The following is a 23,129-nucleotide window of genomic DNA, read 5'->3' as shown; positions in this document are numbered from 1 at the left end:
GCACGATTGTCATGGTGACCCACAACACCACCGAGAGCATCTACCTGTCCAGCCGCGTTGTCGTTATGGCGGCACGACCGGGCCGCATCATCGGTTCAGTCGTCGTTTCCGAGCCTTATCCGCGGACAAAAGCATTCCGCCTCGGTCCCGGTTTTTCAGACCATTTACGGGAAGTTTCGGCGCTGTTGGACAATGCGTTTTCAGAGTGAGCCGCCGGTTCGAGTCCGTTCAATGCGACGGAACTAATCCGGTGTCCGTTTCAGGTCGCCATCGGCAATTCCCGAATCGGCGTGATGACAGGCGGTCAGCAGACCAGGGGCGGCGGTTCGCACAGTCAGGGCGGGCTCCTGTTCGGCGCAGATCGATGTGGCCTTCCAGCAGCGGGTCCGGAAGCGGCATCCGCTGGGCGGGTTGACGGGGCTCGGAAGCTCGCCCTGCAGCACGATGCGCTTGCGCTTCCCGCGAAGCCTCGGATCCGGTGTCGGTACCGCGGAAAGCAAGGCCTGGGTGTAAGGATGAGCCGGCGCGCTGAAAATGGAATGCTTCGGCCCGGTCTCTATGATTTTGCCAAGATACATGACCATGACCCGGTCTGATATATGGCGCACCACGGCGAGATCATGCGCGACGAAAAGCATCGTCAGATTGCGTTCGCGCTTCAGCTTGGCCAGCAGGTTGACGACCTGTGCCTGGACGGACACGTCGAGGGCCGAAACCGGTTCGTCGCAGACGAGGAGGGTCGGATTGAGCGCTAGAGCGCGTGCAATGCCAAGACGCTGCCGCTGGCCGCCTGAGAATTCGGAAGGGTAGCGGTCCGCATGTTCGCCGCGCAGACCGACAGATTCCAGCAGCTTGACTGTCTCTTCCCGCCAGCGTGCCTTCGGCACGACACCTGCGTGCAGCGCCCAGGGCTCCGAGATCAGCCGGTCGACCCGCATGCGGGGATTGAGCGACTGGTAGGGATCCTGGAACACCACCTGCATTCTGCGGCGCAACTCGTGCAATTGTCGACCGCTGCTCGTGGTGATGTCGATGCCGTCCAGCAGGGCGCTGCCGCCGGTTGCCGGTCCGAGCCTCAGCAGCGTGCGCACAAGCGAGGTCTTGCCGCAGCCGCTCTCGCCGACGAGGCCGAGCGTCTCGCCCTCTGCAATTTCGAAGCTGACATCATCGACAGCACGCACCGGTGTCGATGGGCCGCCGAAGTGCCGGGAGAGGTTTTGGACTTTAAGAACGGGTTCGGTCATGCTGGCGATACCGGAAAGTGGCAGGCGACCTGGCGGCCCGCTCCCACGGTTTCAAGGTGAGGGACGATCTCGGCGCAGAGTTTCTCTGCACGCGGACAGCGCGTTCTGAATGCACAGCCGGAGGGGAGGGCGACAGGGTTGGGAGCGGAGCCGGGAATCGGCACCAGTTCATCCTCGTCCGTATCCATCCGCGGCTGCGAGGCGAGCAATCCGACGCTGTACGGATGCCTGGCGTTCTCGAACAATTCGAAGACACTTGCGGTTTCGACGATGCGGCCGGCATACATGACCGCCACGCGGTCCGCGAGTTCTGCCACGACCCCCAGGTCGTGGGTGATGAAAATCATGCCGGCATCGCTGCGTTTGCGAACGGCGCCCAGAAGATCGACGACCTGCGCCTGGATCGTCACGTCGAGAGCCGTCGTCGGCTCGTCCGCGATGATGACGTCCGGTTCGAGCGCTACGGCCATGGCGATCATGATGCGCTGGCGCATGCCGCCGGAAAACTCGTGCGGATATTGCCGCGCCCGGCGTTCAGCGTCGGGAATGCCGATGGCAGTCAGGAGATCGATCACGGTTTTTTCGACGCCGCCTTCCGGGGTGCGGCTATGGATACGGAACATTTCGGCGATTTGCCAGCCGACAGGATAAACCGGATTGAGCGCCGCAAGCGCGTCCTGGAAGATCAGGGCGATCCGGTCGCCGCAAAGATCGCGCCGCTCCTGCCGCGGAAGCTGTAAAAGCTCGGTGCCATCGAAACAGATCGATCCCTGGTCGATCGCGCCCGGAGGATTGGGAACGAGATCCATGATCGCCGACGCCGTCACCGATTTTCCGCAGCCGCTTTCACCGAGAAGCGCCAGGACCTCGCCACGATCGAGCGAAAAGGAGACCCCGTTGAGGGCGAGGATGCGGCCGGCTGCCGTGTCGAAACTGACCCGCAGGTCTTTGACCTCGAGAAGTGCCATCAACCCCTCCTGCTTATGAGCCGCCAGTGCTGCGACGGGTCGTTGACGATACGGAACCAGTTGGCGAGGAGGTTGAACGACATGGTGGTGAACATGACGGCCAGGCCGGGAAAAAAGCCGAGCCACCAAGCCGACGACAGGTACCCCTGGCCTTGGGCCACCATCAGTCCCCAGCTGACCGCAGGCGGCTGGATGCCGAGGCCGAGGTAGCTCAGGCCCGATTCAAACAGCATGACCATGGCGAGATTGACGGCGGCGAGCGTCAGCATGGTGGGAGCGACGCTCGGCAGGATATGATTGCGCAAGATCCATTCCGGTCCGGCCCCGAAGACGCGCGCGGCATCGACGAAAAGCCTTTCGCGGACCTCCAGCGTTTCAGCTCTCGCGACACGAATATAGGCCGGCATGCGGGTGACGGCCAGCACGATCACCAGATTGCTGACGCTTGGGCCGAACAGATAGAGGCCGAAGAGCGCCACCAGAAGGGTCGGGAAGCCCAGGATGATGTCACAGATCCGCATGATGATGTTGCCGACGATGCCGCCGAAATAGCCTGCGATCACGCCAAGCAGCGTTCCGCCGATCAGGCTCGTCAACACGGTGGTGAGGGCGATCCCAATCGTCGTCGATGCAGCCTGGATGAGGCGGACAAGGAGTGGCCGTCCGAGCGCGTCAGCCCCCAGCCACAACGTCCAGGACTGGCCGAAGTCGAAGGGCGGCAAGTTGCGCGCCTTAAGCGAGATGCGGTTGTCGCCCAAGAGCGACAGGCTATCGGCGAGAATGGCAAGCACGACGATCAGTAGCCAGATCGTTGCCGCCACCGCCATCGGGTCACCCGCGAGCGCTCGCGCGAGCCACAGGATGCGGCGGCTGCGGCGCTCCCGGGCTGGGAGGAGTTCGACAGACGCGTCGGTCATTCGACCCTCACGCGCGGATCGATCGAGGCATAGAGCATGTCGACCAGGATGTTGATGAAGAAGATGACGACAGCAACAGCGAAGATCGATGCTTGGACGACGGCGAAGTCGCGCTTGAGGATGCCGTCAATCAGAAGCTTGCCGATACCCGGAAAGCCGAAGACCACCTCGACGACGCCACCGCCGCCGGCAAACTGAGCGGCAAGGTCGCCGGTAACAGTGACCGCTGGTAGGAGAGCGTTTCGGAGCGCATGCACGAAGGTAACCCGTCCGTCGCGCGCACCCTTGGCCCGTGCGGTCCGCACGAAGGTCGCGTTCAGCGCTTCGATCATCGAGCCGCGGACAATTTGCACCAGCGTGCCGAAAGGCCTGGCGAAAAGACAGGCGATCGGCAGGACCCAATAGATCGGGCCGCCGAAGCCCGATGTCGGCAGGATACGCAAGGTGACCGCGAATAAAAGCACGCCCATCAGGCCGAGCCAGAAATCCGGCACGCTGGCGGCGGCCTGCGACAGCAGGTTGACGCCGCGGTCGATCCAACTGCCGGCATTCACGGCCGCGATAGATCCGAGGACCACGGCGGCGGCGAAGGCCAGGGTCAATGCAATGGCACCGAGCGCCAGCGTGTTGGGCAGTGCTTCCAACACCACATCCATGGCCGGCCGGTTGTGCCAGAGCGACATCCCGAAATCGAGCCTGAGGATGTCCCAGGCCCAATCGAGGAATTGTGCCGGAAGCGAGCCATCGAGGCCGAGACGGGCGCGCATGGCTTCGCGCGCCGCATCCGAGGCATCGACCGGCAAGTAGAGATCGACTGGGTCGCCCGTCAGCCGCACCAGGAAGAAAGCGGATGTCATCAGCGCGGCAAGCGCAAGTGCCGCAAAGCCCGCACGTTTCAGGAAGTATGTGAAGGACATCCGCTCTCCTCAGGCGACGTTCAGGTCGTCAAGCCGACAGTCAGCGATAGCTGACCGACTTCAGCTTGATCTCATTGCCGGCCTGCACATCGAGGATGTAGTTCACGTTCTCGGCGACGCGGGCGATCGTGACCATGTGAAAGAGCGGCGCGATGTTGACCGCATCGACGGCGATGTATTCGAAAGCTTCCTGGAACAGTTTCTTGCGCTCGTCGCCGGTCGCCCTCGAAGCGTCGGCAATCAGCTTGTCGAGCTTGGCGTCCGCTATGGTCGACTGGTTGCCATCGCTGGTGAAGCGGTTCGGCAGCGTGAACACTGCGTCGCCTTCGGTATTGTCGATCTGCGTCTGCAGGATCGACGGCTGGCGCTCCTTCTCCCAGGGCTTCAGCAACCGCTTCAGCCAAGGGCTGGTCTCGAGCATTTCGAGCCTTGCGTTGAAGCCGGCATCGGCCAGCATCGCCTGAATGGCTTCCAGGCTTTCCGACGAGTTGGGATAGATGCCGATGCGGCCGTAGATGACGATTTCCTTGTCGACCGGCACGCCATCCGCCTTGGCGGCGGCAAGCAGGGACTTCGCTTTTTCCGGATCGTATGTCCAGACCGGGATATCGGGGTTGAAGCCGAAAACCGACGGCGGCACGACTTGCATCGCCTTCTGGGCGCCTTCGTGAAAAATGGTGCCGATAAGCCCATCCCGGTCTATCGCCAGATTGAGGGCCTCGCGCACGCGCTTGTCGTTGAAGGGCGCGACCTGCGCATCGATCCTCAGAAGCGAGGTCTCGGCGTTCGGGAAGGCGTGATCCCGTTCGGTCGTGCCGTCCTGAGGCGCTATTTCATAAGCGATCTGCGCTTCGCCGGTGTCGACCATAGCGGCCCGGACGGCCGACTCGGCGCGCCAGATGATCGTCGCATGCTTGATCGGCGGCTTCTCGCCCCAATAGCCTTCGTACGCGGCAAGCGTGACCGATTGCCCAGGCGTCCACGCCGTCAACTGATAGGGCCCCGTTCCAGCCGGAGCACGCGTCTTACCGTCGCTCGGTGTCGCCGGCGAGCCGATGTCCAGTGCGGACATCTTGTTCGGCAGGATCGGTTCGACGACATCGGTTTTGATCAGGACGGTGGTCGGGTTCACCGCCTCTGCGGTAAATTTGACCCCCTTCAACGTGGCAAGTCCAACCTCGCAGGCAAGTGGCAGGTCCTGTGCCCGCTTGAGAGCCGCAACAACGGCGTGGGCATCGAACGTCTTGCCATCGTGGAACGTCACTCCTTCGCGCAGCTTGAACTCCCAAGTAAGCGCGTCCACTTGCCGCCAAGCGGTGGCGAGGCTCGGAACAACCGAACCGTCCTTGGGGCTCAGGTTGACGAGTGCCTCGGTGATATTGTTGTGCACCACGCGGGAATTGCCGGAAAGATCGGTATCGCATGGGTCGAGCGACTTGGGCTCGTCGGTCACGACGACCGTCAGCTTGTCCGAAGCCGAATGTGCAGGGATCGCAGCACCCAGCAACAAAGCCATCCCCACGCTCAACACATTGATCTTCTTGACCCTGTCCATATAAAGCCCTCCTCCTGATCCAACGAGCGGCACCTAGCCTGCCACGATGCCATGGGTTCGAAAGCCATCCCGGGCGCGCGCCACGTCAGCGGGCATTGAAATGGCTTTACTTCCTCCTGTAAGCGGGTAGTGTCAAATGTGACACTCGTGGCGGAACATGCGCGCCGAGCTCGCCAGAGTCAAGATTATTAATTCAAATATGGATTTTACAGTTCATGATTGAACCGAAACATGGTTCGCCTGTTGTTGAAAAGACCGCACATCTGCTTGAGGCGGTCGCCGATGCCAAGACGGGTATCTCTCTTGGCGCCTTGGTCGATCAGCTCGGAGTGCCTCGGTCGACGGTCTATCGCATCCTCAACTCGCTGACCGCGCATGGGCTTGTGGCTCGGGTGAAGGGCGGGGCGTCCTACGAACTTGGACCTAAATTTGTGGAACTCGCGCGGCGTATTTCTCCTGGTGCGGACAGGGCGACGCTGATCGAGACCGCAAGGCCGATTCTGACGGCTGCGGCCGACCGGATCTACGAATCTTTTCGGCTGGCTGCGCCTGAAGGCAATGAAATGATGACGATTTTCGCGGCCTCCAGCCCCGGCGACTACTCCCTGTTCATAAAGGTCGGAGGGCGCTCTCGAAAACATGTGGGAGCAGCCGGCAAACTTGCTCTTGCCTATTCCGACTATAACGAGATCGAAGTCTACTGCGCCGGCGGGCTGGAGGCCAGGACGCCCTATACCATCACCGATCCGGAGGCGCTGAAGGAAGCGCTCGTCGACATTCGCCGCAATGGTTTTGCTGAGGACAATCAGGAATCCAATCTCGGTCTGCGAGCTTTTGCGGCTCCGGTATTCGATTCCGCCGGCCGCCTGGTGGCAACGATAAGCACCCCATTTATCGGTGAGGCGACGCCGGACCGGGCTCGCTCAATCAAACGCGAGGTCGTAGAGGGGGCTGCGGCATTGACGAGGGCCATCAACGGTGTTCATCCGCTGTCCAAATCAGAATTATAAAATTCTATATTGAACTATTTTGTTCCTGTGCTAGACCTCTGTGCAGATACGGAGGATCTCATGACAGCTTTGGACCCATCGGTTCACGCAAAACTCCTGCGCACAAACTCAGCGAGCCTCAGCACACTATTGCTGAAGCGCGGATTGAGGAACACTGCGGTTCGCGGCGTTCGACCGCTCGCGGGTCTCGACCAGCCGATGGTCGGCCCAGCCGTGACCGTGCGGTACATTCCCGCACGGGAAGACATCGACGGATCGACCTACAGTTCCGATCCGTCGAACCAGCAGCGCAAGGCAATCGATACGATACCAGAAGGCCATGTTCTGGTGTTCGATTGCCGCTCGGTAGCCGAGATTGCGGGCATCGGCGCGATGCTCGCCCGCCGGCTGGTCTACCGCGGTTGCGCTGGCCTTGTGCTGGACGGAGGCGTCCGTGACACGGCCGATATTGTCGATCTGGGCCTTCCCACCTATTGCATGGGACCGGCGGCCCCTGCCAATCTGGTCGCGCACCACGCGTCGGATATGAACCAGCCGATCGCCTGCGGCGGCGTCGCGGTCTATCCGGACGACATCATTTTCGGCGACAGCGAAGCCGTGATTGTCATTCCGCGGGTATATGTGAACGAAATCGCCGACGAGGCAGTTGCGATGGAGGAGCAGGAAGAGTTCCTCAAGCTGGAAATCGAGGCCGGCAAATCGACCTTGGGCGTGTATCCACCAAACAAGGAAACGCTGGAGCGGTTCGAAGCCTGGCGCAAAGCGCGTGCAGCGACCATGTGAGGCACACCACCATCGGAGCGGGCCTGCGCGGTGCACAGACTGGCAGGCCCGGCACAGACATCATAGGGCGAATAATCAGGCGAGCCCAAAAACTTTGGGCACCCAAGGGAACCACAGGCGATCTTGATCCTCAACGGCCGAAACCGGTCATATCGAAGACAGCGGCGTTGTCCTGAATTTCTCGAAGCCCCTTGTATGAGGCGTGGCGGAGACTGCCGTCGTCCGTCCAGCCGCGAAACTCGATCTCGGCGATCAGCGTCGGCTGCACGAAGACGTAGCGTTTGCCCTTCAGGGGAACGACCGGTCGGTTCGTCTTCAACTTGTCGAGCGTCTTTTTCAGGTGCTCGGCATCGCTGGTACTGAAACCGGTTCCGACCGATCCCACGGAAATCCAATCGAAACCCTTCTTGCCGGCGAGCAGCAGGCTGCCGATGCCGCCGCGGGCGGATGTCGACTGTTCGTAACCGACGATCATGAAGCTCTCGCTCTCAACGCACTTGATCTTCAGCCAGTCGCCCGTGCGGCCACTGCGGTAGGGCCGGTCGCGATGCTTGGCGATAATGCCTTCCAGCCGATGATGGCAGGCATGCTCGAGCAGGTCCTCGGCCGGCAGGTCTATCTCTTCGGAAAAGCGGATTTTCCCGTTGCCGCCTTCTGGTATCAGGTCTTCAAGAAGGTGCCGACGCACGGCGAGCTCGGTGCCGGTCAGGTCATGCCCGTCAAGATACAAAAGATCGAAGGTGTAGAGAATGGACTCGGACGAGACCCGCTTGCCGCCTCGACCGCCGAGCGAACGCTGCAATGCGCCGAAATCCGATCGGCCGTGCTCGTCCATAACCACCGCTTCCCCGTCCAATATGGCGGTGGCCACACCCAGTTCCTTGGCTGCCGCGGCGATGGTGGGAAAGCGGTTCGTCCAGTCATGGCCGCCGCGCGTGATGACACGAACGCTCTTCGGCTCGATGTGGATTGCCAGCCGGTAGCCATCCCACTTCGCCTCGTAGAGCCAATCCGAACCCAGCGGCACGGTGGGCTTGAGCAGCGCAAGGCAGGGCTCGACCCTCGCCGGCATTGGGTCGAGTGGAAGGCTTGGCTGGTCGGGATCACGCTTGCGGATCGGACGAGACTGCAGCGTTGTGTTGGACTCGTTAAGGAACGGCAATGAGGGGCGGCGCGAACGCGTCATGATGGATGTTTGCCCTTCCCGGACCGGTTTTCCGCTTCGACCGACTTGCGAAGCGCATCCATGATGTTGATGACGTTGCTCGGCGCCGGCTCTTCCTTTTCCCTGACCTTGGGCTTCGCCTTGCCCGGCTTTTTCATCTGCTTCCGCTTTGCGTCGATGATGTCGAGAAGCTTGTCCTGAACCGGATCGGAGACCATCTTCGGGCTCCAGTGCTGCGTCTGCTTTTTGATCAGCTGTTGAACCAAGGGCATCATTTCGCTGTCGGCTGGGTCGTCATCGACGCTTTCGAAATAGGTCTCGGCGTCGCGAACCTCGTCACCGTAACGCAGCGTCCAGAGCACGATACCCTTGCCGCGTGGCTCGAGCATGACGGCGCGTTCCCGCCTCGAGATCACCAGTCTGGAAATACCGACCATATTCTCGGCCGCCATGGCATCGCGGATGACGGTAAACGCCTCCTCACCGACCGGGTCGTCCGGAGAGAGGTAATAGGGCGTATCGAGCCAGATCCACTCGACGCCGTCGCGCGGTGCGAAGACCTCGATGTCGATGGTCTTGGTGCTATCCAGCGCGACGTTTTCCAGTTCCTCGTCTTCGAGGATCACATACTCGTTCTCACCGCGCTGATAGCCCTTGACCTCGTCCTCGTCCTTGACCTCCTTGCCGGTGACGGAATCGACATAGTGGCTGACGACACGGTTCTGGGTTTCCCGGTTCAACGTGTGGAAGCGTACCTTTTCGTTTTCCGACGTTGCCGGCATCATCTGGACGGGGCAGGTCACCAGCGACAGCTTCAGATAGCCTTTCCAGTGGGGACGGGGCGCCATCACTTCCTCCTCGATCAGCTGGCGCGGCGCTGGTGGGCGCCGGTGCTGCGGCCCTTGGATCCAGACGCCCGAGTGGCTTTTTGCCTGCTCTTACCGGCATTGGCGTTGGCCGCCGTGCGTTTGGTCTTGGCAGGCGCGGACATTCCCGCACTTTCACGCAACGCCTGCAGAAGATCGCTCGGCTTGGACGCGGCGACCACCTTTTTCTTCGGCAGCGTCCGGCCCTCTATCTTGGCCTTCACCAGCTCCGCCACCGCCTTTTCATAACGGTCTTCGAACTGCTTGGGATCGAACTGGCCTTTTTTCGTGTTGATGATGTGTTTGGCAAGCTCCAGCATCTCGCCCTCGATCTTCAGATCCGGCATCTCCTCGAAAGCCTTCTCCGACGAACGGACCTCGTAATCGTAGTTCAAGGTGGAGCCAATGAGGCCGTTGCCGAGCGGCCGAATGAGAACGGTGCGCAGGCGCCTGAACAGAACCGTGCGGGCAATTGCGGCGACCTTGGCTTTCGCCATGCCGTCGCGTAGCAGCTTATAGGCATCGCTGCCGATTTTGTCGGGAGCAAGATAATAGGGTTTGTCGAAATAGACGTCGTCGACCTCGTCAACGGGAATGAACGCTTCGATTTTCAGCGTCTTGTCACTGTTTGGAACTGCGGCCGCGACTTCATCGGGTTCGAGCACGACATATCGCCCATCCTCGATCTCGAAGCCCTTGACCTGATCGTCGCGCTCGACGGCATCGCCGGTTTCGCTATCGATGAATTCGCGCCGGACACGATTGCCGGTCTTTCGGTTCAAGGTATTGAAGGCGATCCGTTCGGAAGAGGATGCCGCCGTGTAGAGCGCAACGGGAAACGCGACCTCTCCGAACTTGATATAGCCCTTCCAATTCGCTCGCGGCGCAACCATCGACCCGCCTCCCTCACGCAACCAACGCGAGTCAACGGCTCACCCCGTCATTTGTTCCGAGTCAAAACGAATCTAAATTCAAGCACTTAACGCGCCTAGGTTTCCCGTTTTGCGAGTCACGAGATGTTTTTGATTCCATGCATCTTTTTGCCGTGGGGTACGTTCTAAGGAGACGGCAACCACTGGGACGAACGACATGACCAAGCGCGAACTCATCGATACCGGCACCGACAAACGCTACGTCCGCCGCAATGAAAAAGGGCAATTCAAGGAGAGCGACGATGTCGGCCGCTCACTGGCAGCCGATCGCCGCCAGCCGGCGAAGACGAAAGCAAAGCCTGGAGACGGCGACCGTGGCGATCGCAACGTTAAACACTGACAAGGCAGCGAGCCCTCCCTATCGGAGGGTTCATCTGCCAGCAGACCATCACGCTCTCACGGCAGCTGAGCACCGCTGACTGCGACATAGACCGAATAGATCGAACGCGTCGCCGTAATAAACAGCCGGTTGCGCATGGGCCCGCCGAAGGTGAGGTTGGCGACGGTTTGCGGCACGCGGATCTTGCCGATCAGTTTGCCGCCAGGATCGAAACAATGCACGCCATCACCGGCACTCGACCAGAGGTTTCCGTTCACATCGGTGCGGATGCCGTCGGGAATGCCGTTGTCGATCAGGCAGAAGACGCGGCCGTTCGCAAGCCTGATGCCATCGACCACGTCGAAAGCTCTTATATGACGCGACAGGCTCTCATCATGGCTTGCTGCCGAATCCGCCACATAGAGAATCGTTTCGTCCGGCGAGAAAGCAAGGCCGTTCGGCTGGATGAAATCGGTGACGACGGCCGCAAGCGCGCCGGTCGCCGGATCGAGCCGGTAGACGTTGCGGGTCGGCTGTTCCGGCTCGGACCGATAGCCTTCATAGTCCGACATGATGCCGTAGGTTGGGTCGGTGAACCAGATCGTGCCATCGGATTTCACCACCACGTCGTTCGGCGAATTCAGCCTGGCGCCCTCGAAACGATCGGCGAGCACGGTGATTACGCCATCGACCTCGGTACGCGTGACGCGGCGGGCGCCATGTTCGCAAGAGATCAGCCGCCCCTGCCGGTCGCGGGTATGGCCGTTGGCGAAGTTGGAGGGTTGCCGGTAAACGGATACGCCGTTCTCTGGCGTCCATCGTAGCATGCGCTGATTGGGAATGTCGCTCCACAGCAGCTGGTTCGCATCGTTGAACCAGACGGGACCCTCCGCCCAGCGGCAACCGGAATAGAGTTCGTCCAGAGCAGCGCTCGTCACGATCAATTGCCGAAAGCGCGAGTCGTGGATTTCGTAGATGCTGGCCTCGGCCATGGCGGTCTTTCCGTTTATCGCATGCCGGCCCGGCGGCCGCCGGCGAGCATGATGACGCTGATGATGATGAGGCCGGTCATGATGAGGCGGATGCCAGCGCCGACCCCGTAGGTATTGAGCATCGAGACAACAAGGAACATGAAGAGCGAGGCGCCCCAGATGCCCGGCACATTGGAATCGCCGCCGGCGACCGCCGTGCCGCCGATCACGACGACGGCGATCGACATCAGCAGATATTCCGAGCCCATGTTGAGTGCCGCCCCGCCGGAGAAGCAGGCGAGAAGATAGCCTGCAACCGAGGCCAGCACGGCGCAGAACAGGTAGGTGACGAAGCGTGTGCCATCGACCGGTATGCCGGCCATGCGCGCCGCCGGCATGCTCTGGCCGATCGCCGAGATCCAGCGTCCGTAGATGGTCTTCTCGAGCAGGAACCAGGCAAGCAGCGAGATGAAGAGCGCGACGATCGCCACATTCGGCACGCCGAGCGTGTTCGACGTGGTGAACTCCGCAAGCATGCTCGGAGGTTTGATGCGTAATCCCCGGTTCGTCCAGATCGCGGCGGACTGGACGACGAAGCTCATCGACAGCGTGGCGATGATCGGCGGGATGCGCAGCGCCTTGATCAGCGCGTAATTGCCGAGACCGACGACAAGGCCGATGACGACGGCAATGAGAAGGCCGGGCAGGATCATGCCGTTTTCGACATTCATCAGCTTCAGCGCCACCGTGCCGGCAAGCGTCATGGTGGCGGGAACCGAGAGATCTATATTGCCGGGACCCAGCGTGATGACGAACATCTGGCCGAGGCCGACGATGACCGAGAAGGCAGCGAAGGTGAGGGCTGCCTGCGACAGGCCGAGCGTGCTGGCGCCGAGCGTCACCATGATCGTCAGGAACCAGACGATGAAGGCGGCAAGCCAAGACCAGATCCAGGGTTTGCCGAAAAGTCCGAGGAGTAGGGTCATCGGCGTTTCTCCCGCTTCTCCAAACGGTTCAGCATCAGGCGGAGCGCCAGCACAATGATCAGGATCGCGCCCTGTGCCCCGATTTGCCAGTCCGGCGAGATGCGCAGGAAAGATAGGAACGAGCCGGCGAGCGTCAGCGTCAGAGCGCCAATGACGGCGCCGACAGGGGAGACGCGGCCGCCGATGAACTCGCCGCCGCCAAGGATCACGCCGGCGATCGACAGCAGCGTGTAGCGCAGCGCGATATTGGCATCGGCCGAGGTGGTCAGGCCGACGAGGGCGATACCGGCAAGCACAGCGAACAGGCCCGCAAGTCCATAGGCGGTGGCGCGCGCCCCGACAATCGACCAGCCGGCGCGCTCGACCGAGCGCTGGTTGCCGCCGATGCCGCGGATCAGCACGCCGAGCGAGGAGCGCATGACGAGAAGATGGGCGACGGTGGCGATGACGATACTGGCGACGATCGCCATCGGCACCAGTGGCGGCTTGACGGTCATCAGCCAGCGCACCCAGTCCGGCGCCTGACCGCCGGGTGCCGGCAGCAACAGCACGGCAAGGCCGCCCCAGACGAAGCTCATGCCAAGAGTGACGACGATGGAGGGCAGATTGCGCAGATAGATGACGACGCCGAGCGCCGCATAGGTGGCGACCGCGCCGGCAAGGATCAGGATGCCGATTAGGGGAGCATCTCGCAGAAAGGTCGCGGTGACGCAGGCGACGAAGCTGACGAACGTGCCCATCGAGAGATCGAGATCGTTGACCGCCATCACCAGCATCTGGGCGATCGTCGCAAGCGCGATCGGCACAGCCAGGTTGAATAGCAGGTTGAGCCCGACATAGCTCATGGCGCGCGGCTGCAGCCAGAAGACGGCGGCAAGCAGCAGCGTCAGCGACAAAGCGGGGATGGCAAGACGCATGGCGTCGGACGACAGCCGGAACGTCATGCGGCGAGCCCTTCGAAGGAGGCGGCGATGATATTCTTCTCGTTGACCGCATCGCCGGCAAGTTCGGCGGTGATGCGGCCTTCGCGGAAGACGTAGACGCGGTCGCAGAGGCTGACTTCGTCCATTTCGGTCGAGTACCAGATGAAGGTGCGGCCGTGCACGGCTTCCTCGCGGATGATGGCGTAGACCTCTTGCTTGGTCCCGACGTCGACACCGCGCATCGGATCGTCCATCAGAACAACAGGCGCGCGCGTTGAAAGCGCGCGGGCGAAGAGCACTTTCTGCTGGTTGCCGCCGGAAAGCGACAGGATGCGGTTGGCCATATCCGGCGTGCGGATTTCGATCCGCCGCTTCCAGTCGGCGCCCTTCATCTCCTCTTCGCCGGAAAGGATCAGGCCGCGCCGGGTGAGGTCACCGAGCGAGGCGATAGAGAAGTTGCGTAGGATGCTCCAGAGTTCGAAGACGCCGTTGAGGCGGCGGTCGCCGGCGACGAAGGTGACGAGCGGATCGCGCTCAGGCAGCCAGTTGCCGGACTGGGCGGCATGCAGGGCAAGCAGCAATTCGGTCTGCCCGTGGCCGGCCAGTCCCGCCAGTCCGATGATTTCTCCCTTGCGGGCGGCGAAGGGAAGGCCTTTCGTCCGATGGGACAGAATGAGCGGCGCGGTGGATTGTTCGCGCCCCGGGCGCTGCTTTGTCTCCTCCTTGGCGACGGTGCCCATCGCCTCCACGAGCCCGTGATGGTCGAAGCCATGCGCCGGGCGTTCGGCGACGACGCGGCCGTCCTTCATGACGACGATGCGATCGGAGGTTTCGAGGATCTCGTGCAGGATATGCGAGATAAAGATGACCGACCCGCCGGCTGCGATGAAGCGGCGGACATGATCGAGCATCTGGCGGGCAAGGCTTGCATCGAGTGATGAGGTCGGTTCGTCGAGGATCACCAGCCGCGGCGCAACGCCGGCGTCGGAAAAGGCCATAGCGATCTCGACCATCTGCCGCTCGGCGATCGACAGATCGCCCACGGCCCGGCTGCTGTCGATGCCATGGCCGGGAAAGACGGCATCAAGGCTCTCCTCGATGATTGCAGCGGCGCGCTTGCGCCAGCCGAGGCCGCCGAGATGGCGATGCATGATGCGGGTGTTCTCGACGATCGAAAGGTTGGGGCAGAGCGATAGCTCCTGGAAGACGCAGCGTACACCGCGGGCGCGCGCCGCGTTGATGCCATAACGCTCCAGCCGCTCGCCGTCGCTCGCCACACTTCCTTCATGCGGTGTGAGGCCGCCGTTGATGACGCTGACGATCGTCGATTTGCCGGCGCCATTGTGGCCGACGAGCCCGACGCATTCGCCCGGCATGACCCGGAGCGTCACGCCGTCGAGCGCCTTGACCGCGCCGAAGCTCACCTTGGCGCCATCGACGGCGATCACCGCCTTCAAAACCTCATCCATGCTGCCCGCCATACCTGCTCGTAGAGAAGGCCGCGCGGCCATTGGCGGCCGCGCGGCAGTCGCCGGGAGATTTACTTTGCCGACTCGATGACCTTGATCGCGTCTGCCTGCGTGTATTCCACGTTGGCGACGCCGCCGGCCTGGGTATTGGCGAGGTTGGTTTCGAGATTGTCCTGGTCGATGCGCAGGAAGGGCACGACGAGGTCCTTCTTGACCTGTTTGCCGTCGAGGATCTGCTGGGCGACCCAGAAGGCGAGCGTGGAGACACCTGGTGCGATGGACACGGACATGGTCTCGTAGCCCTTGGCGTCCTTCTGCTCCTTCCACCACTTCAGTTCATCTTCGCGGTTGCCCATGACAATGGTCGGCATCTTCCGGTCGGTCGCAGCAATCGCCTGTGCGGCGCCATAACCGTCGCCACCCTGCGTCACTACGCCGACGATGTCGGGCAGGCTCGGCAGGATACCGGCAACCGCCTTCTGCGCCACGTCCTGGGCCCAGTCTCCATGAACGGAACCGACAATCTTGAACTGCGGGAACTGCTTGGCGCCGTCGTGGATGCCAGCCGAGATCTCGTCGTCGACGAAGACACCGGCCAGACCGCGGATCTCCAGCAGGTTGCCGCCATCCGGCAGTTTCTTCGACAAATACTCGACCTGGCTGCGGCCCATTTCCTTGAAGTTGACGGCGATGCGCCAGGCGCAGGGCTCGGTGACGATGCCATCGAAGGAAACGACGGTGATGCCGGCATCACAGGCTTCCTTGACCGCGCCGTTCAGCGCCGTCGGCGAGGCGGCGTTCAGCACGATGGCGTCATAACCCTGCAGGATCATGTTCTGGATCTGCGCGGCCTGTTCCGTCGCCTGGTTCTCGGCGGTGGTGAAAGGGTCGGCTGCGGCAACGGTGCCGGCCTTCACGGCTTCGCCCGTTACTTTTCCCCAGCTGGTCAGCATCGCTTGTCGCCACGAATTGCCGGCATAATTGTTGGAAAGGGCGATTTTCTTGGCCGCTGTGTCGGCAAAGGCGGAAACGGGCATCGCGGCGCAAGCAATAGCGGCCGATGCCAGAAGCATCTTGCGGATTGTCATGTCTTCCTCCCTGATGATCGCGCTGGTCGGCGGATCGCTCCACTCCTGCCGACCCAATCGGGCTGGAGTGAAAATTGTTCTTGCACTGAGCTTCCTCCTCTCAGTAAGGGCAGGATGCGGGAGATCGACCGGCCTGTACAGGGGCAAGGCAGCAAGTCGTTTGCGGGTTTTGCGCAATTAGCTGCGGGTTTACGCAAGACGGCGGCGCTTCCGCGGGCGCTTACTGCAAAAGGATCGCGGCGGGTTGAGGAGCCCGCCGTCTCGGGGAGGAACCACAATGCTGCATCTCGCACCCGCAGCCATGTTCGACCACTATCTCGGTATTTCACGGCTGCTCGCCGGCCAGCTCGACTTCCGCTCGGCTATCCGTTCCGTTGCCGCCGAGGTCGCTCATATCATCCCGCACGACCATCTCGATGTCTGCGTGCTCCTTGAGGGCGGCAACTACCACACGGCCTACGAGACGGGCATCGAGACCGCCTGGGGCAACCTTGCCGGCGCGCCGGTTGTCAACAGCCCGATCCGTTCGCTGCTCTGGGGAGAGGTCGACTTTCTGCTGGCGGACGACGCCATGACGGATCCGCGTTTCCACTTCGAGGGCGCGTTCAAGCGGCCGATCGTCGAAGAGTCGCTGAGGAGCCGCCTGCATGTGCCGATGAAGGTGCAGGGCACGATCATCGCGGCGCTCTCCTGTTCGTCGCGAACGGCTGGCGTCTATACGATGGAGGATATCGAACGCGCCCGCATCATCGCCGACCTGCTGACCCCCTATTTCTTCGCGCTTCAGGCCGCCGAGCAGGCGCAACGCTCGGCCATCGTCGAGGCGGAGGCCCGGGCCCGCGAGGAGGGATTGCGGCAGGGCGCGCTGAAGCTGACCGAGGCCCTGGAGCAGGAACGCCAGCGGATCGGCATGGACCTGCACGACCAGACGCTCGCCGACCTGACGCGGCTCGCCCGCCGGATCGACCGGCTGTCGCGCAACGGCGAGGTGGCGCCCGAGGCGCTGGAGCCGCTCTCCCGTTCCCTGCAGCATTGCATGCAGGATCTGCGGCAGATTATCGAACAGGCCAAACCCTCGGTGCTCCAGCTCTTCGGTCTCGCGCAGGCGATCGAACATCATCTCGACCGCTCGACCCGCGACACCGGATCGGGGATCGAATGGGGCCTGGTCGACGAGACGCACGGCGCATTGGAGCGACTGGAGCCGACCGTCAGCGTCGCCTTGTTCCGGATCGCCCAGGAGGCGATCAACAATGCGGTACGCCATGCAGCGCCGCTCGCCGTCACCGTGCGGCTCGAGGCAGACGAGGAGCGGCTGTCGATCGAAATCGCTGACGACGGGACCGGGCTTGCCAAGGCGCGAGGACGGATCGGCGGCGGCATCGACAACATGAAGACCCGTGCGCGGCTGATTTCAGCGCGCTTTGCGACTGGGTCCGGCCACAACAATCGCGGGACTGTGGTGCGCGTCGTGCTGCCGCTGACGCCGCACGACCAGGCAAGCGAACCGAACTGAGGAGAAGGCGCAATGAAGGTTCTGATCGTCGAGGACGACCCGCTGCACCGGTCCTATCTGCATGAAGCGGTCAACGCCGCCCTGCCGGAATGCGATACCGTGATCGAGGCCGAGAACGGAACCGTAGGCGAGAAGCTCGCCCGCGACCACAAGTCGGCGCATATCGTCATGGACCTGCAGATGGCGAACCGCAACGGCATCGAGGCAGCGCGCACGATCTGGAAGGAACGGCCGGAGACCCGCATCCTGTTCTGGTCGAATTATTCGGACGAGGCCTATGTGCGCGGTGTCTCGCGCATTGTGCCGGATGGCGCTGCCTACGGCTATGTGCTGAAATCTGCCTCCGACGAGCGGCTGAGACTGGCGCTGCGCTCGATCTTCATCGAGAGCCAGTGCGTCATCGACCGCGAGGTACGGGGTCTGCAGCAGAAGAGCCTCGGCCAGACCAACGGCTTTACCGATTCGGAATACGAGATCCTCGTCGATATCGCGCTCGGTCTGACCGACCGGGCCATCGCCAAACGTCGCGGCCTATCGCTGCGCAGCGTGCAGAATCGTCTCCAGCAGCTCTACGACAAGCTCGATGTCTACCAGAGCGCCGGCGACGACCACGAGGACGGCCGCTTCAATCTCCGCGCCCGCGCCATCACGGTGGCTTTCCTGCGCAAGCTCTTGAACTACAGCGCTCTTGAGCGGGCCGAGGCCGAGCTGCAGGAGTGGCTTGACGGAAAGTAGGTCCGGATCAGCTTGGAAAGCCACAATTCTACGCGATGGCTTTCAACGCAGTCCGGCTGCTCGGGGCTGCCTCGGGCTTGCCGAACAGGAAGCCCTGCATCTGCGCTGGATGGCTTGCCTGAAGGACCGCAAGCTGTTCCTCCGTCTCGACGCCTTCGGCAATCACCGGCAGATTGAGCGTCGACGCCATCTCGATGACATTCTCAAACAGCGTTCTGATGGTTGGATCCGCGCCGATGCCGGCAACGAAACGTCGATCGATCTTCAGCTTGTCGAACGGAAAATCGCGGAGGTTGCTGAGCGAGGAATAGCCGGTCCCGAAGTCATCCAGCACGATTCGGATTCCCATCGCGCGCAGCTGGCTGAGCGTGGACAGGACGGCAGCCCGATCGTGAAACAGCGCCGACTCGGTGATCTCAAGCTCCAGACGAGCCGGCTGCAGCCCGGTTTTTGCAAGGATTTGCGATAACTGGCCCACGAGGTTCGGCATCAGGAACTGAACCGGCGAAATATTGACCGCGATCGTCAGCGGGGTTTTCCACGAAGCTGCTTCGCCGCACGCTTCTTCCAGAACCCAGATCCCGATGGGGATGATGCAACCGGTTTCTTCGGCTGAGGTGATGAAGTCTGCCGGTGCAAGGATGCCTCTGCTTGCATGGCGCCATCGCAACAGCGCCTCATAGCCACACGGCTCTTCCGACGATGTGTCGACGATCCTCTGATAGACGAGAAACAGCTCTCCGTTGTTGAGTGCATGTCGCAGATCATGCTCGAGCTGCCGCTTGGCATGCAATTCGATATCCATCGCCTGCTCGAATGTGCAAGCTCTGCCGCGGCCGCCGCTCTTGGCTCGGTAAAGCGCCATGTCGGCATTGTTTCGCAGGCGTCGGTCGGTAACACCATGATCCGGGTACAAGGCAATGCCGATGCTGGCGCCGAATCCCGAAAAGGCCGAAAGATCTGCGAACTCGTCGGCGAAAGCCTTCAGCAGATCCGTTGACAATGCTTCCGTCTGTTGGCGGGACGCGTTTTCCAGGATGATGCAGAATTCGTCTCCGCCCATGCGGGCGATCGTAACATGAGCTGGCAAAGTGCGGACCAGGACCTGCGCGACGCGCTGAAGCACCGCGTCCCCCTCGGCATGGCCGAACGTGTCGTTGACGAGTTTGAAACGGTCCAGATCGAGGGCAAGAAGCGCCAGCCCGCTTGGTGTTTCTGCCGCGCCGGCAATCGCCATCTCGAAACACCGGTCAAACTCACGGCGGTTCGCGAGGCCCGTCAATGGATCATGGCGCGCCATATGCTCGATCCGGCGGCTCGCCTCATGGCGCTCGGTCAGATCGCGTACGGCGATCACCTGGCACTCGCGCCCGCGATATTCGATCGTTCGAGCAAGGATCTCGACCGGAATCGTGTCCTCGCCCTCGCGCAACACGGCGCCTTGGCAGGTGTCGATGCCAGGGCGTCTTTCGATCGCAAGCATCGCCTCGACCGGCTGTCCTTTTAGAAGTCCGGCTGCCTTACCGGCCATCGCAGCGAATTTCTCGTTGAGATCGATGACGACATTCTCCTGGGCAATGACGAGCCCTTCGAACGAGGCATTCGCCAGCCCGCGCAGATCGGTCAAATGACGGTCAAGAAACAGTGCTGCGGCGGCTCCGAGCAGGATCAACGTCGAGATGATCGAGACGGCGATGGCGATGGCGATCCGATCGACGGAGGAGAGATCGGCATGGACGGGCTCAGCGGAAGGGGTGATCTGGACACCGCTCATCGACACGGTGTGCAGGCTACAGATCGCCAGGACGATGCAAGCCGCGCTGGCGAAAATGTATGAACGGCTGCTTGTGCTCCGCCGCAGAACAGCAACCGCAACGATGCCGAAGCCGATTGCCAACACACAGGAGACGATCGATTTATCCGCGGCGAGCGAAACCATGCTGAAAGGCGTGATTGCGAGCAGCCCTACGAAATGCATCGCCGCAATGGCAAAGCCAACCAAGACGCCACCGGACGCCTGGACAAGCCGGCCAGCATTCGTAAAAGCGATTTCAACCGCTACCGCAAACAGAACGATGGCCGCGATAATCGACAAAACGATCAGCGGGCCATCGTAACCGATGGGCACCGGACCGGCATAGGCCAGCATCGCGAGAAAATGGGTTGCCCAGGTGCTGGCACCGAGAACGACGGCAGAGGCGATGAGCCAGTAGTGGCGATGGTGCCGCACGCATTCCTGCGCCCGCGTCAGCATGAAGACAGCCGTCAGGCTGCCGAAGCAGCAGATCGACAAGGCAACGAACAGCAACGTCCAGTCATGCTGGTTGGCGATACATGAAAGCACTGTGAACATGGCATCTCCGAAGGTGTGGGGAGGGTGCCAAAGCGGCCCTAACGAAATCATATTGGCTTCGTTAAAATGCAACTAATCCATGCAAAAACCACAGCGAAAAGACGAGAAAGCAAGTGTCGCTTGGCAGGCATGCTTTTTGCGGTGCCATTGCCGCTACCCAGGTCATCGAGACGGGCGATTAATCCTGAAACGGAACAGGGTTACAGACAGTTCCGCGACTTCGGTTGAAGAAACCCGAACGCTGACAAAGCGGTCTCAGGAGCCTGCCAGCGGGATTGAACGCTTGGCGTCTGCCAATGATGGGCCTGAGATGACGCGGTAGCGTGCCGCGACAAGGTTGTATATTCCAAAGGCCGCCAATCCGGCGGCAACGGCGATGTAGAGGAAGGATCCGAACGGAAGCTGTCGAACCCATTCCAAGGCGTCGCCCATGCTGCCGGCTTGCTGCGGATCCACCCGGAAGCCGGCATAGGCAAAAAGTACCCCGGTGATCGCGAACACTGCACCGCGGGCGACGAGACCGTAAACGCATATCAATGTCACGATACCCTTGCTGTCCGGTATCTTGACGTAGCGCTCAAATTTCCGGCTGACGCCTTTCACGACCATCACGATGCCGCCGACGACAAAGCCAGCCCCCACGGCAATCGCCAGGTAGGAACCGAACGGCTGTGACATGATCCATCCCGCCAGCCCCTTCTCACCAGAATCCTCGCTCCCTCCGCCCAAGTAGAGGGCACGACTGAGTGCACATCCGGCAAGCCCCAGATAGGTGACGGCGCTGCCAAGGAGTGCCGCCCGGACCACCAACGCCTTCCCGTTCCTCCCGTGGCCGTCGCTATCTGCCAGGGACTGCGCCAGCCTCCAGGCAACAAATCCGAGAAGACCAAAACCAATCATTCCGACCCAGACGCGCCCGAACGGCTGTGCAAGCAGCGTCGAGAGCGCCGACTTCGTTTCCGGCCGGCCGCCAGCGACGCCGGAGAAGAGCGCAAGCCCCGCTATGAGGAGAAAAACGACACCGCGCGCCGTGTAGCCGCCTTTAGCCAGCACATCAAATCGAAAGCCTTTGGTCATCAGCATTTCCCTATCCGGCACCAGTGCGCGACATTAACGCGCCAGCCTTCGGAAAGTTTGCTGAGAGGATCGCCGAGGTTCTGCGGACCGTGAAGAAGCGAATCTTACTTTGGTGACGGGCAACACCACGGCTCACGGAGTCAACGGGCACTTGGTGTTGCTCAAGCCTATCCGTAAGCTATTTCCAGTACGCGCCGATACGAGGCGAGACTTGAGTTCGAAACCTCCGGTGGTTTTTCAGCCAGAAAGCGAAGGGGACCAACCTCGCGCCTGCACGTTAGCCATCGGCCGCGCTGCTTTTGGCAACAGAAATCAGCGTTTTGACGTATGTCGTAATCCTGCCTTCGCGACTAGCGTCTTCCGCTTCCCATCCGAATTTCCACGCGTCGTGTCGTGCAAGCCAATCCCCGAGACCGCCGGCATCATCAGTAGGCATCCTATGGGCGGCGAGGTAAGGGTTCTCGTGAGCCTTTAGCCCGAGCACACGAGCCCTTGAGCCTGCTTCCTGTAAATCGATGAGCTCTTCAATTGTCATACGCGATCCCCCACGATGTCACCGACGGTAGCATTGCAGTCCGCGCATGCAAGCGATTGCTAAATAATGGGTTAATTTGGGACAGGTGTGAATGAGCGCGCCGCTGGTCGGCGGTCCACCGTGGTCAGTGCAACTGCGAGGTTTTCGGCCGCTTTGCTGCCGCCAGCCGCAGGGTTACGACGAGCCGTGATGATGACTTGATGATTTCCAACGCGACGTCAGGGTCGCCACGGGCGATGTCGCGCGCAAGGGTCCTCATGGTCTTCGAAACGTCTTTAACCATATCTCCAAACTCGTTTCGATCGTCCTCTCGAAGATCGCCTAACAGGTCAAGGAGGGTGTCTGCGAGTTTCATCACCGCAGTCGTTTTCTGGGCAGAGGTCAGCCTGAAAGTTTCGATATCTCCATCCTCCGTGGCACTCGGAAGAGATATGCTGAATGCGTTATACATCAAGCCGCGAGGGCCGAATTGAATCCATGCAGTGAGTGTCAACAAGATGGCGCACCAGGATCGAGCTTGGCAAACTCAACTCAAGGGAGAGGCGGACGATGCTGTTCGTCCCCATTTACAGGGTTCGTAGCCACGGCAGCTTTCGGTTTGCCCTTTTGAGGCTGTGGGCGAAGGATTCTTCGCGCCGGATTTTCCGACCCGGAAGTTGTTGACGCTGTTCCGGACGCCAACGCACGCGACGAGCAGCCGGTACACCCTGACGGGGTTTCCGGATTCGCCGCCCAGAAGTTCCATAAGACTGATTACGCCGCAAAGTGGTGTAGCCGGGGTACATTCTATCTCGAACTGC

Annotated in this window: 22 protein-coding genes and 1 pseudogene; 6 read left to right on the top strand and 17 right to left on the bottom strand. The window is 61.5% G+C overall.

Going from position 1 to position 23,129, the window contains the following annotated elements:
• A pseudogene (locus tag RCCGE510_RS05060) lies at positions 1 to 209 on the top strand (ABC transporter ATP-binding protein); the annotation flags it as partial.
• A 33-nt stretch (positions 210 to 242) separates the two neighbouring features.
• Here the strand turns inward: RCCGE510_RS05060 and RCCGE510_RS05055 are convergent.
• The 5 genes from RCCGE510_RS05055 to RCCGE510_RS05035 are packed head-to-tail and all read right to left on the bottom strand — an operon-like array spanning position 243 to position 5,601.
• A complete protein-coding gene (locus tag RCCGE510_RS05055) occupies positions 243 to 1,244 on the bottom strand; it encodes an oligopeptide/dipeptide ABC transporter ATP-binding protein (RefSeq protein WP_007627779.1) in 1,002 nt (333 codons plus the stop codon).
• Complete coding sequence (locus RCCGE510_RS05050; protein ID WP_007627777.1) at positions 1,241 to 2,212, bottom strand: ABC transporter ATP-binding protein; 972 nt, start codon at positions 2,210 to 2,212, stop codon at positions 1,241 to 1,243. Before RCCGE510_RS05050 ends, RCCGE510_RS05055 begins: the two co-directional genes overlap by 4 nt.
• Complete coding sequence (locus RCCGE510_RS05045) at positions 2,212 to 3,129, bottom strand: ABC transporter permease (RefSeq protein WP_007627776.1); 918 nt, start codon at positions 3,127 to 3,129, stop codon at positions 2,212 to 2,214. The genes RCCGE510_RS05050 and RCCGE510_RS05045 overlap by 1 nt, the downstream gene beginning before the upstream one ends.
• Complete coding sequence (locus tag RCCGE510_RS05040) at positions 3,126 to 4,046, bottom strand: ABC transporter permease (protein ID WP_007627774.1); 921 nt, start codon at positions 4,044 to 4,046, stop codon at positions 3,126 to 3,128. Before RCCGE510_RS05040 ends, RCCGE510_RS05045 begins: the two co-directional genes overlap by 4 nt.
• A 40-nt stretch (positions 4,047 to 4,086) precedes the next feature.
• Positions 4,087 to 5,601, bottom strand: coding sequence for an ABC transporter substrate-binding protein (locus RCCGE510_RS05035; protein WP_007627766.1), 1,515 nt, complete (start codon positions 5,599 to 5,601; stop codon positions 4,087 to 4,089).
• 215 nt (positions 5,602 to 5,816) lie between these two features.
• Here RCCGE510_RS05035 and RCCGE510_RS05030 point away from each other — a divergent pair, with 215 nt between their 5' ends.
• Both RCCGE510_RS05030 and RCCGE510_RS05025 read left to right on the top strand, forming a co-directional pair.
• Positions 5,817 to 6,611, top strand: coding sequence for an IclR family transcriptional regulator (locus RCCGE510_RS05030; protein WP_007627764.1), 795 nt, complete (start codon positions 5,817 to 5,819; stop codon positions 6,609 to 6,611).
• Between the two features lie 60 nt (positions 6,612 to 6,671).
• Entirely contained in the window at positions 6,672 to 7,394 is a 723-nt protein-coding gene (locus tag RCCGE510_RS05025) for a ribonuclease activity regulator RraA (protein ID WP_037077809.1), read from the top strand.
• 130 nt (positions 7,395 to 7,524) lie between these two features.
• Here the strand turns inward: RCCGE510_RS05025 and ligD are convergent, their stop codons facing one another.
• The 3 genes from ligD to RCCGE510_RS05010 are packed head-to-tail and all read right to left on the bottom strand — an operon-like array spanning position 7,525 to position 10,318.
• Positions 7,525 to 8,580 carry a non-homologous end-joining DNA ligase gene (gene ligD, locus RCCGE510_RS05020; RefSeq protein WP_007627762.1) on the bottom strand — a complete coding sequence of 352 codons (1,056 nt, stop codon included), beginning with the start codon at positions 8,578 to 8,580 and terminating at the stop codon, positions 7,525 to 7,527.
• On the bottom strand, positions 8,577 to 9,407 hold the full coding sequence (locus RCCGE510_RS05015) for a Ku protein (protein WP_007627759.1): 831 nt from the start codon (positions 9,405 to 9,407) through the stop codon (positions 8,577 to 8,579). The genes ligD and RCCGE510_RS05015 overlap by 4 nt, the downstream gene beginning before the upstream one ends.
• 14 nt (positions 9,408 to 9,421) lie before the next feature.
• Positions 9,422 to 10,318 (bottom strand): Ku protein, encoded by an 897-nt coding sequence (locus RCCGE510_RS05010; RefSeq protein WP_007627758.1) that lies wholly within the window; start codon positions 10,316 to 10,318, stop codon positions 9,422 to 9,424.
• Positions 10,319 to 10,514: 196 nt separating this feature from the next.
• Here RCCGE510_RS05010 and RCCGE510_RS05005 point away from each other — a divergent pair, with 196 nt between their 5' ends.
• Positions 10,515 to 10,697, top strand: coding sequence for a hypothetical protein (locus RCCGE510_RS05005; RefSeq protein WP_007627753.1), 183 nt, complete (start codon positions 10,515 to 10,517; stop codon positions 10,695 to 10,697).
• A gap of 56 nt (positions 10,698 to 10,753) precedes the next feature.
• Here the strand turns inward: RCCGE510_RS05005 and RCCGE510_RS05000 are convergent, their stop codons facing one another.
• The 5 genes from RCCGE510_RS05000 to RCCGE510_RS04980 form a co-directional block, all read right to left on the bottom strand.
• A complete protein-coding gene (locus tag RCCGE510_RS05000; protein ID WP_007627752.1) occupies positions 10,754 to 11,668 on the bottom strand; it encodes an SMP-30/gluconolactonase/LRE family protein in 915 nt (304 codons plus the stop codon).
• Positions 11,669 to 11,682: 14 nt separating this feature from the next.
• Positions 11,683 to 12,633, bottom strand: coding sequence for an ABC transporter permease (locus tag RCCGE510_RS04995; protein WP_007627750.1), 951 nt, complete (start codon positions 12,631 to 12,633; stop codon positions 11,683 to 11,685).
• Positions 12,630 to 13,577: an ABC transporter permease gene (locus RCCGE510_RS04990; protein WP_007627748.1), complete on the bottom strand. Its 948-nt coding sequence runs from the start codon at positions 13,575 to 13,577 to the stop codon at positions 12,630 to 12,632. Before RCCGE510_RS04990 ends, RCCGE510_RS04995 begins: the two co-directional genes overlap by 4 nt.
• Positions 13,574 to 15,025 (bottom strand): sugar ABC transporter ATP-binding protein, encoded by a 1,452-nt coding sequence (locus RCCGE510_RS04985; protein ID WP_007627746.1) that lies wholly within the window; start codon positions 15,023 to 15,025, stop codon positions 13,574 to 13,576. Before RCCGE510_RS04985 ends, RCCGE510_RS04990 begins: the two co-directional genes overlap by 4 nt.
• Positions 15,026 to 15,096: 71 nt before the next feature.
• The gene (locus RCCGE510_RS04980) at positions 15,097 to 16,113 is read right to left on the bottom strand and encodes an ABC transporter substrate-binding protein (RefSeq protein ID WP_007627742.1); all 1,017 of its coding nucleotides are present in this window, start codon (positions 16,111 to 16,113) and stop codon (positions 15,097 to 15,099) included.
• A gap of 277 nt (positions 16,114 to 16,390) precedes the next feature.
• On the opposite strand from RCCGE510_RS04980, the gene RCCGE510_RS04975 reads away from it, so the two are divergent.
• Complete coding sequence (locus RCCGE510_RS04975; RefSeq protein WP_007627736.1) at positions 16,391 to 17,629, top strand: sensor histidine kinase; 1,239 nt, start codon at positions 16,391 to 16,393, stop codon at positions 17,627 to 17,629.
• Positions 17,630 to 17,641: 12 nt separating this feature from the next.
• The gene (locus RCCGE510_RS04970; protein ID WP_007627735.1) at positions 17,642 to 18,364 is read left to right on the top strand and encodes a response regulator transcription factor; all 723 of its coding nucleotides are present in this window, start codon (positions 17,642 to 17,644) and stop codon (positions 18,362 to 18,364) included.
• Between the two features lie 28 nt (positions 18,365 to 18,392).
• On the opposite strand, the gene RCCGE510_RS04965 is transcribed toward RCCGE510_RS04970, so the two are convergent.
• The 4 genes from RCCGE510_RS04965 to RCCGE510_RS04950 all read right to left on the bottom strand — a co-directional run bounded on the left by RCCGE510_RS04965 (position 18,393) and on the right by RCCGE510_RS04950 (position 22,825).
• Positions 18,393 to 20,717: an EAL domain-containing protein gene (locus RCCGE510_RS04965; protein WP_007627733.1), complete on the bottom strand. Its 2,325-nt coding sequence runs from the start codon at positions 20,715 to 20,717 to the stop codon at positions 18,393 to 18,395.
• A 255-nt stretch (positions 20,718 to 20,972) separates the two neighbouring features.
• A complete protein-coding gene (locus RCCGE510_RS04960) occupies positions 20,973 to 21,794 on the bottom strand; it encodes a DUF1206 domain-containing protein (protein ID WP_007627731.1) in 822 nt (273 codons plus the stop codon).
• A 277-nt stretch (positions 21,795 to 22,071) separates the two neighbouring features.
• Positions 22,072 to 22,329, bottom strand: coding sequence for a CrpP-related protein (locus RCCGE510_RS04955; RefSeq protein ID WP_007627729.1), 258 nt, complete (start codon positions 22,327 to 22,329; stop codon positions 22,072 to 22,074).
• 124 nt (positions 22,330 to 22,453) lie between these two features.
• Positions 22,454 to 22,825: a hypothetical protein gene (locus RCCGE510_RS04950; protein WP_157179874.1), complete on the bottom strand. Its 372-nt coding sequence runs from the start codon at positions 22,823 to 22,825 to the stop codon at positions 22,454 to 22,456.
• Between the last annotated feature and the right edge of the window lie 304 nt (positions 22,826 to 23,129).

The organism is Rhizobium sp. CCGE 510 (assembly GCF_000292525.1).
Classification (GTDB): domain Bacteria; phylum Pseudomonadota; class Alphaproteobacteria; order Rhizobiales; family Rhizobiaceae; genus Rhizobium.
Note: the sequence above shows the minus strand (reverse complement) of the source record. Positions and strands in the feature narration are given on the sequence as shown.

Bases quoted from the DNA above. Each gene is read 5' to 3' on its own strand.
- RCCGE510_RS05055 (WP_007627779.1), bottom strand. From the start codon at position 1,244: ATGACCGAACCCGTTCTTAAAGTCCAAAACCTCTCCCGGCACTTCGGC.
- RCCGE510_RS05050 (WP_007627777.1), bottom strand. From the start codon at position 2,212: ATGGCACTTCTCGAGGTCAAAGACCTGCGGGTCAGTTTCGACACGGCA.
- RCCGE510_RS05045 (WP_007627776.1), bottom strand. From the start codon at position 3,129: ATGACCGACGCGTCTGTCGAACTCCTCCCAGCCCGGGAGCGCCGCAGC.
- RCCGE510_RS05040 (WP_007627774.1), bottom strand. From the start codon at position 4,046: ATGTCCTTCACATACTTCCTGAAACGTGCGGGCTTTGCGGCACTTGCG.
- RCCGE510_RS05035 (WP_007627766.1), bottom strand. From the start codon at position 5,601: ATGGACAGGGTCAAGAAGATCAATGTGTTGAGCGTGGGGATGGCTTTG.
- RCCGE510_RS05030 (WP_007627764.1), top strand. From the start codon at position 5,817: ATGATTGAACCGAAACATGGTTCGCCTGTTGTTGAAAAGACCGCACAT.
- RCCGE510_RS05025 (WP_037077809.1), top strand. From the start codon at position 6,672: ATGACAGCTTTGGACCCATCGGTTCACGCAAAACTCCTGCGCACAAAC.
- ligD (WP_007627762.1), bottom strand. From the start codon at position 8,580: ATGACGCGTTCGCGCCGCCCCTCATTGCCGTTCCTTAACGAGTCCAAC.
- RCCGE510_RS05015 (WP_007627759.1), bottom strand. From the start codon at position 9,407: ATGGCGCCCCGTCCCCACTGGAAAGGCTATCTGAAGCTGTCGCTGGTG.
- RCCGE510_RS05010 (WP_007627758.1), bottom strand. From the start codon at position 10,318: ATGGTTGCGCCGCGAGCGAATTGGAAGGGCTATATCAAGTTCGGAGAG.
- RCCGE510_RS05005 (WP_007627753.1), top strand. From the start codon at position 10,515: ATGACCAAGCGCGAACTCATCGATACCGGCACCGACAAACGCTACGTC.
- RCCGE510_RS05000 (WP_007627752.1), bottom strand. From the start codon at position 11,668: ATGGCCGAGGCCAGCATCTACGAAATCCACGACTCGCGCTTTCGGCAA.
- RCCGE510_RS04995 (WP_007627750.1), bottom strand. From the start codon at position 12,633: ATGACCCTACTCCTCGGACTTTTCGGCAAACCCTGGATCTGGTCTTGG.
- RCCGE510_RS04990 (WP_007627748.1), bottom strand. From the start codon at position 13,577: ATGACGTTCCGGCTGTCGTCCGACGCCATGCGTCTTGCCATCCCCGCT.
- RCCGE510_RS04985 (WP_007627746.1), bottom strand. From the start codon at position 15,025: ATGGATGAGGTTTTGAAGGCGGTGATCGCCGTCGATGGCGCCAAGGTG.
- RCCGE510_RS04980 (WP_007627742.1), bottom strand. From the start codon at position 16,113: ATGACAATCCGCAAGATGCTTCTGGCATCGGCCGCTATTGCTTGCGCC.
- RCCGE510_RS04975 (WP_007627736.1), top strand. From the start codon at position 16,391: ATGCTGCATCTCGCACCCGCAGCCATGTTCGACCACTATCTCGGTATT.
- RCCGE510_RS04970 (WP_007627735.1), top strand. From the start codon at position 17,642: ATGAAGGTTCTGATCGTCGAGGACGACCCGCTGCACCGGTCCTATCTG.
- RCCGE510_RS04965 (WP_007627733.1), bottom strand. From the start codon at position 20,717: ATGTTCACAGTGCTTTCATGTATCGCCAACCAGCATGACTGGACGTTG.
- RCCGE510_RS04960 (WP_007627731.1), bottom strand. From the start codon at position 21,794: ATGACCAAAGGCTTTCGATTTGATGTGCTGGCTAAAGGCGGCTACACG.
- RCCGE510_RS04955 (WP_007627729.1), bottom strand. From the start codon at position 22,329: ATGACAATTGAAGAGCTCATCGATTTACAGGAAGCAGGCTCAAGGGCT.